This window comes from Methanosarcina spelaei, assembly GCF_002287235.1.
GTDB lineage: Archaea > Halobacteriota > Methanosarcinia > Methanosarcinales > Methanosarcinaceae > Methanosarcina > Methanosarcina spelaei.
The window spans coordinates 1-9,333 of record NZ_LMVP01000083.1 but is presented as its reverse complement, the minus strand read 5'-3'; the positions used below and the strand labels follow the sequence as shown (position 1 = coordinate 9,333).

At 36.5% G+C, this 9,333-nt stretch carries 8 protein-coding genes; 1 reads left to right on the top strand and 7 read right to left on the bottom strand.

What is annotated here, in order from left to right; genetic code table 11:
- Nucleotides 1–249: 249 nt before the first annotated feature.
- From ASJ81_RS06055 to ASJ81_RS22655, 6 genes are all read right to left on the bottom strand, one after another.
- Entirely contained in the window at nucleotides 250–1,077 is an 828-nt protein-coding gene (locus ASJ81_RS06055) for an NAD(+)/NADH kinase (protein WP_095643705.1), read from the bottom strand.
- 1 nt (nucleotide 1,078) lies between these two features.
- Nucleotides 1,079–1,885, bottom strand: coding sequence for a bifunctional fructose-bisphosphatase/inositol-phosphate phosphatase (locus ASJ81_RS06050; protein ID WP_095643704.1), 807 nt, complete (start codon nucleotides 1,883–1,885; stop codon nucleotides 1,079–1,081).
- A 372-nt stretch (nucleotides 1,886–2,257) separates the two neighbouring features.
- A complete protein-coding gene (locus ASJ81_RS06045; protein ID WP_095643703.1) occupies nucleotides 2,258–3,274 on the bottom strand; it encodes a type II glyceraldehyde-3-phosphate dehydrogenase in 1,017 nt (338 codons plus the stop codon).
- 636 nt (nucleotides 3,275–3,910) lie between these two features.
- A complete protein-coding gene (locus ASJ81_RS06035) occupies nucleotides 3,911–4,099 on the bottom strand; it encodes a CooT family nickel-binding protein (RefSeq protein WP_048107058.1) in 189 nt (62 codons plus the stop codon).
- Nucleotides 4,100–4,306: 207 nt separating this feature from the next.
- On the bottom strand, nucleotides 4,307–5,188 hold the full coding sequence (locus ASJ81_RS06030; RefSeq protein WP_095643701.1) for a damage-control phosphatase ARMT1 family protein: 882 nt from the start codon (nucleotides 5,186–5,188) through the stop codon (nucleotides 4,307–4,309).
- Between the two features lie 527 nt (nucleotides 5,189–5,715).
- Nucleotides 5,716–7,251 carry a transposase gene (locus ASJ81_RS22655; protein ID WP_170943215.1) on the bottom strand — a complete coding sequence of 512 codons (1,536 nt, stop codon included), beginning with the start codon at nucleotides 7,249–7,251 and terminating at the stop codon, nucleotides 5,716–5,718.
- A 315-nt stretch (nucleotides 7,252–7,566) separates the two neighbouring features.
- Here ASJ81_RS22655 and ASJ81_RS22650 point away from each other — a divergent pair, with 315 nt between their 5' ends.
- Complete coding sequence (locus tag ASJ81_RS22650; protein ID WP_155396737.1) at nucleotides 7,567–7,734, top strand: hypothetical protein; 168 nt, start codon at nucleotides 7,567–7,569, stop codon at nucleotides 7,732–7,734.
- A gap of 190 nt (nucleotides 7,735–7,924) precedes the next feature.
- On the opposite strand, the gene ASJ81_RS06020 is transcribed toward ASJ81_RS22650, so the two are convergent.
- Nucleotides 7,925–8,320: a DUF3147 family protein gene (locus ASJ81_RS06020; RefSeq protein ID WP_095643700.1), complete on the bottom strand. Its 396-nt coding sequence runs from the start codon at nucleotides 8,318–8,320 to the stop codon at nucleotides 7,925–7,927.
- Between the last annotated feature and the right edge of the window lie 1,013 nt (nucleotides 8,321–9,333).

Sequence of the window (9,333 nt, the reverse complement as noted above, 5' to 3'; positions counted from 1 at the left end):
TTTGATGAATAATTTAACAAATTTTATGAAAATCAATGCAATTGATAACGATTTTTCCTTAACCGATGACCAATGAATGAAGGCTATCTCAAATTAACAAGTAAAGACTTTCCTAATGTAAAAAAAACTTGCTCTAATATAAAGTAAAAACTTGCTCTAATATAAAGTAAAAACTTGCTCTAATATAAAGTAAAAACTTGCTCTAATATAAAGTAAAAGCTTGCTCTAATGTAAAGTAAGAGCTCACATTCAGGCAAGTTTCCTCTGAACTCTTTCATAAAAACATGTATCCGAAATTCTTACAAAGCGTGCAGGAAATCTGGATTTTTTAAGTTTGACGATATCGTCGGGTTTGATTCTGTAAGACTTCTGTCCGTCAATCGCAATAACCGCCTCTTTTTTTGGAGCCGATAGCCTTATAGTGATCTCGCTGTCTGATGGGATAACCCAGGGCCTTGACGAGAGTTTAAAAGGAGCAACAGGAACAACCACAATAGCATTTACTCTTGGACTTATAATAGGGCCACCTGCGCTCATTGCATAGGCAGTAGAGCCTGTAGGGGTTGCAAAAACCACACCATCCGCACGCATCGAGTCAAGAAGACAATCTCCAACATAAACCTCAAACTGAATAATCTTCGCAGGCTTTGCAGACATTATCGCAATTTCGTTCGTTGCAGTCTCAAGCATTTCCCCATTAAGGAAAACATCGACTCGCATTCTTTCGGTATAAGAAAAGCCGTAAAGCACTTCTTCTATGGTTTCAAGAGCATTTTCGGGCTCAACATCTACAAGAAAGCCAAGCGTACCCATATTGATTCCGAGTATAGGAAGAGGGTCTTTCATTTTGGCAATATTTCGGAGTACTGTGCCATCTCCTCCTACACTGATAATAAGTTCCACTCCTTCTTCTTTCATTCTTTCAACCGGAGTACCTTCTATTCCGAGTACCTCAGCTGTTGGAGTGGCAACAAAAATTTGAACCTTTGAGCTGAAATGGGCAAGAATCTCACTTACCTTTTCAATTACTTCAGGCCTGTCGCAGCGTGCAGATATTCCTATTTTCTTTATCGCCAACTTATCCCCCGAAGAGTAATTTTAAGAGCTTTTCATGTACGTGTCCGTTAGAAGCAACCATTTCCACTCTTGCGGTAACATTATCAGGAAGTCTTAAAGAATTTCCGTATCCGTCCGTGACAAGTCCGCCTGCTTCGGCCAGAATCAGTTGCCCTGCTGCCACGTCGGTCACCCGCAAAGCATTTCGGACGTCAACGAAAGCATCAAGCTTGCCTGAAGCTACATAACATAACTCGAGGGCTACACTCCCGAATAACCTTACCCTCCTGACGCTCCTGTATATCTTTCGGGTTCTTTCTACGTTTTGCCGGTAGCCGTAAACACTGACACATAACTTATTCAGCTCCGAGTTGACGGAAGCTTTTATTTTTTTTCCATTAAGGTAAGCCCCTTTTCCGGCTTCTGCGTAGTATTCTTCGCGTAAGGCAAGGTTACTCACATACCCGAACCTTAGATCTGAAAGATCGTTAGAAGAAACGGCTAAAGAAACACTGTAAAAGGGAATTCCTACTGTGGAATTATAGGTCCCATCAAGCGGATCCAGAACAACAGAAAACTCGGGAGAATCCCCCAAAATAAGTTCGCCAAGCTCCTCGCTGATAATTCTCATGGACCTGCCGTCTTCTTTAAGGACTTCAACGATAGCGTCCTCTGCTGCGAGATCTATTTTGGTAGTAGGAGTTCCGTCGGCTCCCATATAAACAAAACTACCTGCAGCATCAGTACCTGCAAGATCACAGATAGAGTCTGATGCGGCTTTAAAAGCATCTTGAGATAACTTCAAAAATCCTGAATTTGTTGAGTCCATGTCTTAGCCATTTTTTCCAATTAAAAATTTCAAATTATATTTCTTCACTCGAAAGATAAGGATTTCGACTTTCTATTCTTTAGATTAGTAAGAAATCCAATGCAGAATATAAATGTCCAATATAGAGTACAAGTACCCAACGCAGAGTACAAATATCCAATGTCGAATATAAATGTCCAATACAGAATATAAGTTTATGTATGGAATTTCCGGGTTTCAGAAATCTAATTCCAGATATTCAGGTTGAATATCCAGAACATTCAAAGCCGGAGTCGATATAGACTTAGACTATAGACTTAGACTATAGATTTAGACTATAGATTTAGACTATAGATTTAGACTATAGCCTTAGATTCCGGCACCTTATTTTTATTACTTGTTATACAGGCCAATAGCCTTGTTTGTCTTTTCAATTGACTTTGCACCATCGCTTTCAAGTTCCATCATGGCCCTTATAGCATCCACATTTTCCGGAACTACAATGGATTCCTGATGGACAGCCTGGAAGAAATAAATCTCCTTATCCCCTACAGTGATTGATTCAGGCCAGATGCAGTTTTCCCACATGTCATTTCTGGGGCGCTTCATATCTCTGGCAAATTCCATAATTTCCGCTGTAGACGACATACCCTGTCCCACGAAACGGATTCTTGACTGGGAACCAAAGATATTATTAACATCATCTACAGTGCAGTCCTTATCTACTTCCATATTCACGGTGTGTACGTGCATCAGGGTTGTCGGAATTTTCAGGGCTGCACTTGTAATGTTAATCTGTGGAAGCACACTTTTTACATCAGGCCCATGATGAGATGGAAGCTTGATCGGATCGGGTACGATTGCATTAATTGGCCCTTTCTTTACATCGTTAGGATCAGTTGCCCTTCTTGCAAGAATTACCCTGACCTTTTTTACCCCCAATTCCTTGTCTATAGGGTATATAGCCCTGCAAAGTGCTGTAGTATTGCATGAGACAACCCTTACCAGGTCACGGCCCACAGCCTGCTCGTAATTGCAAATCGCATTAAATGAAAAACCTGCAAGTGAATGATCTTCGCCACCCTGCCAGATTGCCTTTACTCCGGCCTTTTCATACAGAGATTTATTTCCTTCCCCGACTCCTCCGGGCGTGCAATCTACAACAAGGTCAGCCTTTTCAACCATTTCTTCAATTGTCCCGGCTGCGGGCATTCCGGCTTTCTCAAAAGCTCCGAGATTTGCAGCTGGGGCATAGATGTCATATCCTAGCTTGTGGGCCACTGCAGCTTCATAATTAGGCTTTGTTTTGGAAATTCCGATAACTTCCATATCGTCCTGAGCCTGTACGGCATCTGCAACTCTTTTTCCTATGGTTCCGTAACCATTTACTGCGATTTTTGCTTTAACCATTTTATCCAGTCCTTTTTAATCCTATTACCCGACTTGACATTAGCCTAAACCACTGAAAGTTTAAAATTTAGCCCGATATCGTAATTCCGGACATTTGATTACATAAGTCTTGAGTGTAGGCATAAGTTTAAGGTGTATCCATAGATTATAACTATTTTTTATAATTTTTGCGGATTTGTTGTAAACTCCCGACACGTAATCCAAGATATTGCACTAGCAAACATTTTTCTAATGTCTTGACCTAAGCCTCTGGTATCTCGGAACACATGGAGTTATAATGGACAAAGTCAGATAAATGTTTTTCTCGAGATATCTCGTTGATTAAAGAAATTAAAAGACATATTCCGAAATTCGGAAGCTTACAGATCCTTTTTCTATAGGTTATTCCCGATAACTAAGTAGGAAAAGAAAGGAAAATAGAGAAACAGAGACAGAGAAAAAGAGGTAAAGCCAGAAAAAAGAAAGTAAGGACAGAAAAAAGGAATGAAGAAATAAAAAGGAAGTGAAGAAGGAAAAAGAAAATAAGGACAGAAAAAAGGAATGAAGAAAGAAAAAAGAAAGTGAAGAAGGAAAAAGAAAGTAAGGACAGAAAAAAATATAGGATATAAAAGAAGAGATAAAACGAAAAATAAAAATTTAATTTGCAAGGATAAGGGCTTCTCCTCGTGAGAAGTTAACTTCTTTGACTGAGCCTTCGACAGTCATTTGGTCCCCTAGAATTCCAGTAAGCTGGACTGAGTCGCCTTCAACCAGGATCCTTGCTACGGAATCCATAATTCTCTCACGCTCATCTCCACGAAGCAAGAACACATTGAGTTCACACATTTTTTCATATCTCCTTACTAATTATTTCAAATTTTTCAATTTAGTTAGTATAACTCAGTATAATAATACATTCTATGCCGTGGTAATAGCACTTTACTGCATGCTGCTACATGCATCAAACTGTTTTTCTGCCATCCATAGTATAGCCATAACTATACTAGTGAGCCTGAGAGATAAGAAGCTTCCGAAAACTTCTCAGAGGAAAGCTCAGGGATAGTTCATCAGTTTTGCAATGGATAAACCTTTTTCAAGTCCCAGATCTTCAGCAACACACTCACATTTAGTAAGAAGCATGTATGCAATAGGCCCAAAGTTATGTTCGGATAAAGTTTCGTAATTGGCCATGCCCTTGCTGATAATAAGGGTTGCGTCTTTCATTGCCTGAAGCAGTTCGGCCGGAGCTTCCTCAATCAGGACACCTACGGCATTTGAGCCGGTTGTCATGACTCTGTCAACTTTGTTATCAATCTCGAATTCTCTTACCTCTTCTAAAGTCACGTCTGTCAGAATGGGCTCACCCCGGACTACGAGTGTGATCTTTCCACCGAGTTTTTTGATTACATCAAAAACAAGCATATCAAAGAGGATTTCTCCGCAGTTGTCGGCAATATAAACAACATCCTGCATGAGCCCGAGCATTTTGGGAGTGTCATCCACATCAAGCCCTTTTTCGAAATATTTCCGAAAAGCAGCCTCAAATTTGTCTTCACTGGCATCAAAACCCATAATTCCGAAATCAAAGTAATTCGCAACCACTGATGCCAGTACTGCCCGCCTGAAAAGTTCTTCATTATCAGGAGAATTTTCGTAAATTTCTTCCTTCGCTGCAGGCAGGACTTTCAGCGCAGCCTGGTTGATAAGTTTCTTTGTTACCGCATAAGGGTCATTGTCTTCCAGAACTTCATAGCATTTTCTGTGAACTTTAGTGGCTACGGAAGCAGATACCGCATCGGGACTGTAGTTCTTGGTCACAACCTCAAGGCATTCTTTAATGGTCTTGCTTATCAGGTCTTCATCGTCAGTAGAAAGCTTAGATTGAAAGTGTACTCTTGAAAGCAGGCAATAGGTGCAGCGTGGGTTCATCTTCATAAAAACATTTCCTGTTTTTTGATCCGAAAATAGGTTTTGCCAGATTAATGTAGATATTTGCGGCAAATATAATAAGAATTTACTCTTCCTGACAGAACAGAGCTTTAAAAAGGTAACTGAAGTTTGAAGCGTAGAAAGCTAGAATATTGACATTTATAAGGTTCTATAAATATTCATTTCAAAAAAACTCAGGGCTTTTAATAAAAGTGCGTGCACTTCTGAGATCTAAACATATTTTATATAGTAAGTTTGAGATGGGTTAGAATAACCTTCAGTGTATTCTGATTAATCTTACTTAAACTTGAATTAGTTTCAGTGATATCAGATCAGTTCTACTTAGATCCAAGTTGATTACAGTTATGTTTTAATTTTTACTAGATATAAATAAAGCTGATTGTATCAAATAAGGTTGAACTGCGAAGTAAGAAGGAAATGAACTGAGCCTTTGCCAATTTCTCAATTAATGCTTTAATCTTGAATTAAAATCACTAAATTCCCTTTTTTAAGAAAAAATTACTTCTAGTCACTCAGACATTCAACCTTCTAAAAGCTCCTGTTGCTCTTATCAGATCGTGTCTTCCAACTTTAAAAGCCGTTAGTGCCGCAAGTAGAGCGGTAATATTGCTTATTGACACATAAGTTTTGGCCCATACATTTCCTCTTGTAGGTGTTTTTGATCGATTGTATCCAACAACATCGTTTGAATTTTTTCTTTCAACAGTTGTTCTGATATTGTATAATTTTCCAAGCAGTTTATGATAAATTCTTGGTATGTATTGAGCTCTAAAGTGAGTTCCTTTTTCTGTTTTCAAGATATTTCCAACACTATTTGCTCTTGCTGCTATGATTGGAACAACCCCGTTTTCAATTACAGTTTCGTTAGAAGGATGACTATCAGGTCCTGCATCTGCTATCACAAAAAACGGTTTTACTGTTGTTGATTTCATACACTGGTTTATCGTATCCTGAAATATAGTGTTGTCATTTTTACTTGCATTTACTGCATCCCAATAAACAGGTAAACCCCACCAGCTATCAACAATACATGTGTCAGTGTATCCTGTTCCTGATAATACACTATATTTGCCTGTTTTCTTGACATAATGTCCAGCATCTGGATCAGAAAGCTTTCCTGTTTCTTTGTTCTTCAAACCACTGCAATTACATTCAAAAAATCTTCGATCCCAAATCCAGATTTTATCACCAATGAGGTTAAGATTTCTACATTCTTGTATCAGTATTCCTGCAAATTTGTCCAGATAAGGATAAATCATTTTTAGGTTTCGTCGATAAGATGAAAGAGTGATCTTTCCTCGACTTTTGATTTTTAGTTCCTGCCTTAGAGCTTGATTCTGGTTATAATCCCTAATAAACGATTCAAGATTTGAGTACCCAAGTTTGCATCTTGATACTTCTAACTTGAAAATGTTATTAAAAGTCAATTCTTCAAGTTGAGGCGTATATCCCATTGAAACTTGAAGGTTATTGAAATAAGAATCAATAGAAGGGTTTAGTGAAAAAATGTTTTCTAAATATCCCTTAAATGTTTTAATACATCGAAAAGCAAGTATTTGATTCAAGGGAAGAACAGTTTCCATATAGTCCTTACTCTTAACAATCAAAGGTTTAATCTTGTAAGGAATATTAACTTTCCTTTTAAGGACATTTATCATGTCTTCAAAGAAGTCAGAAAGTAATGTTTGAAATACAAAGATTATGCAACATCTATTGTTTTTTGCTTTTTTTCTGTTCTTTTTATTAGTGTTCTGGAATATTATTTTAAAATTAGAACTTGTGGAAAGGAAATAATTGTGTAAGAGGGCTGAAGATGTTGATTTCTCAAAAAGGCTACTTATGAAATCTATAAGTAGTGACTGGTTAGCGTGAAGAGCATAAACTCTTATATTTTCCTTTTTGTCTTTTAATTTTCTTCCAAATATTTTTTCATATTTTTTTCTACCTTCAATACTCTTCAGGCTTAAAACTATTGTTTTTGCAATACCTAAAAAATCACTCAGTTGTAGCAATAAATATTTATATCCCTTATCAATAATTTTTATCATGGATTATACCTTTTTATGGTTTGTTTTTAGATTGGCAACTTAAAATAGCCTTAATCAGGTATAATCTTTACGATAAGCTTTAAAAAACTATTTAAGAGATAAGAAAATAATATTTTTGTAAAATAAGCTATTTTGATTATTATTTGATGAAAATAAGTGATCTAAAGAAAAATGGCAAAGGCTCAACTCTATTTTTGTACATCTTAACTCCAACTTTTTAACTCCAACTTTTCCCAGACCAATGTTCAGAATCATTGTTTCAAAAACAGTTTGAACCTAAATTACATACTTTCCATATCAAGATATTGAGGTGATATGAAAATGAACTGTGGAGATTTGAAAATGGGTCAGACTCTTCGTTGTGAAGCATGTGGTTTTGAACTTCAGGTAGTAAAGGAATGCGGAGATGCATCCTGCTCTACTGATGCCTGCTGTACGGGCAACGTAACATGCTGCGGAGAACCAATGAAATTAAAACAATAAGCAGATAAATAGCACAACAAACACAGAAGAAGAGATTCCGGAATATTTCAGAGGAGCATAAATCCCGGAAAAGTCCGGAAAAAGATATAGTAAAGACAGATCCAGAGAAGTTTCTTATCCAGGATTTTTTTCTGGAACTTGAGAAATTTTATAGTATATTTTTTAACAGTGTATTTTCAATAATGTGTTTTTAATAATGCGTTTTTTGCTGTCTTTTTTCTTTCATTTTTCCCAGAAAACCCTGGATAAGCCTGGTTGCAAAATATGAGCTGAAAAACCAGACTATAAGGGCAATAATAATTGAAAGACCCCATCTATTAAGGTGCTCCATACAGAAAGCAGCAGTGAACACACATATAGTGCAACCTATCATCCCTGCACTGGCTCCGAGAGCAATGTCAGAAGCCTGCTCTGAAGTCCCGAAATGTCCTGCCATTATCACGGCAGCTGCCATAACTGCTGGAAAAGCTGCAAAAACTCCCGCAAAAGATTTTGAAGGGATTATCTGCAATATAATATAACAGGCAGCAACAGCAGCTCCCCCGAAGACAAACCTTAGAGCAAGGTCCTTGAAATCTAATTTCATGATATAACTCCTTCTGTAACTTTTCTAAAAAGACTATTAAACTATTTCATTTGTATTCGGTTAAGGATTTTGAGCTGCTGATCTCGATTTCGACGGAAAAACTCAAACCCAAATGTTTAGTGTTTAAATTGAAATCGATATCAGATTCCAGTTTTGCATTTGATGAATAATTTAACAAATTTTATGAAAATCAATGCAATTGATAACGATTTTTCCTTAACCGATGACCAATGTAAACTATTTTAACCTCAATTCTACTCATTTGAAATAAGTTCAAGTTTAACTTCTTTTCTATTTCATCAATCTTCTTAGATACTTCCTTTAAAATTATCTGGCAATCTAAATCCAGCATGTAGATTTTGTGGAATTTCTCTATAAGGCCTCTTGGAGAATGTTTACTTGTTAAATCAACTTTTCTTATACAATTTTGAACTTTGCGTATCCATAAAGAGACAAAAGTGAGATGAAAAGATGGCCTAAAAGCGACTTGGTATCCTTTAGATAAAGTTTATCTGCTTCCAACAAGCTCTTATAAATGTCATGATATTTTGTAACTATTCAGGTACCGTAATCAACTTCAAAAGCCGTAATTTTAGAGTTTTTGGCATTTACAATAGATTTCAGTCAGTTTTGTAAACTGATGCCAAACAATGTCATTTTAATTTTGCTATGAATTCCTTATTAGACAGATTTCTATGACCAAAATGGTGTTAGTTGACTCATTTTATGGGATATGAACAGTTATAAAATGAAACAAAATTCAAAAATAAATAAAATTTGCAAAGACTACAAGATAAAGCAGAAAAATTTTTTTATAATATTGACTTTTCTCCTTTGATTATCTCAGTGTTATATAAGGTATTTGTTCCCAACATATAAAAATATTTATGTATTAATGGCAAATTTGGTAAATTCACGAGCTCATTAAGTTCATAAAAAAATTTACATATAAAGAGGCAGTGTCTCGAATTTGTTTTGAATTCAAGTCAATTTTTTGAACACTGTATGTAAAC

Coding starts and splice junctions, on each gene's coding strand:
- ASJ81_RS06030 (WP_095643701.1), bottom strand. CDS start 5,188: ATGAAGATGAACCCACGCTGCACCTATTGCCTGCTTTCAAGAGTACAC.
- ASJ81_RS22655 (WP_170943215.1), bottom strand. CDS start 7,251: ATGATAAAAATTATTGATAAGGGATATAAATATTTATTGCTACAACTG.
- ASJ81_RS06050 (WP_095643704.1), bottom strand. CDS start 1,885: ATGGACTCAACAAATTCAGGATTTTTGAAGTTATCTCAAGATGCTTTT.
- ASJ81_RS06020 (WP_095643700.1), bottom strand. CDS start 8,320: ATGAAATTAGATTTCAAGGACCTTGCTCTAAGGTTTGTCTTCGGGGGA.
- ASJ81_RS06035 (WP_048107058.1), bottom strand. CDS start 4,099: ATGTGTGAACTCAATGTGTTCTTGCTTCGTGGAGATGAGCGTGAGAGA.
- ASJ81_RS22650 (WP_155396737.1), top strand. CDS start 7,567: ATGAAAATGAACTGTGGAGATTTGAAAATGGGTCAGACTCTTCGTTGT.
- ASJ81_RS06045 (WP_095643703.1), bottom strand. CDS start 3,274: ATGGTTAAAGCAAAAATCGCAGTAAATGGTTACGGAACCATAGGAAAA.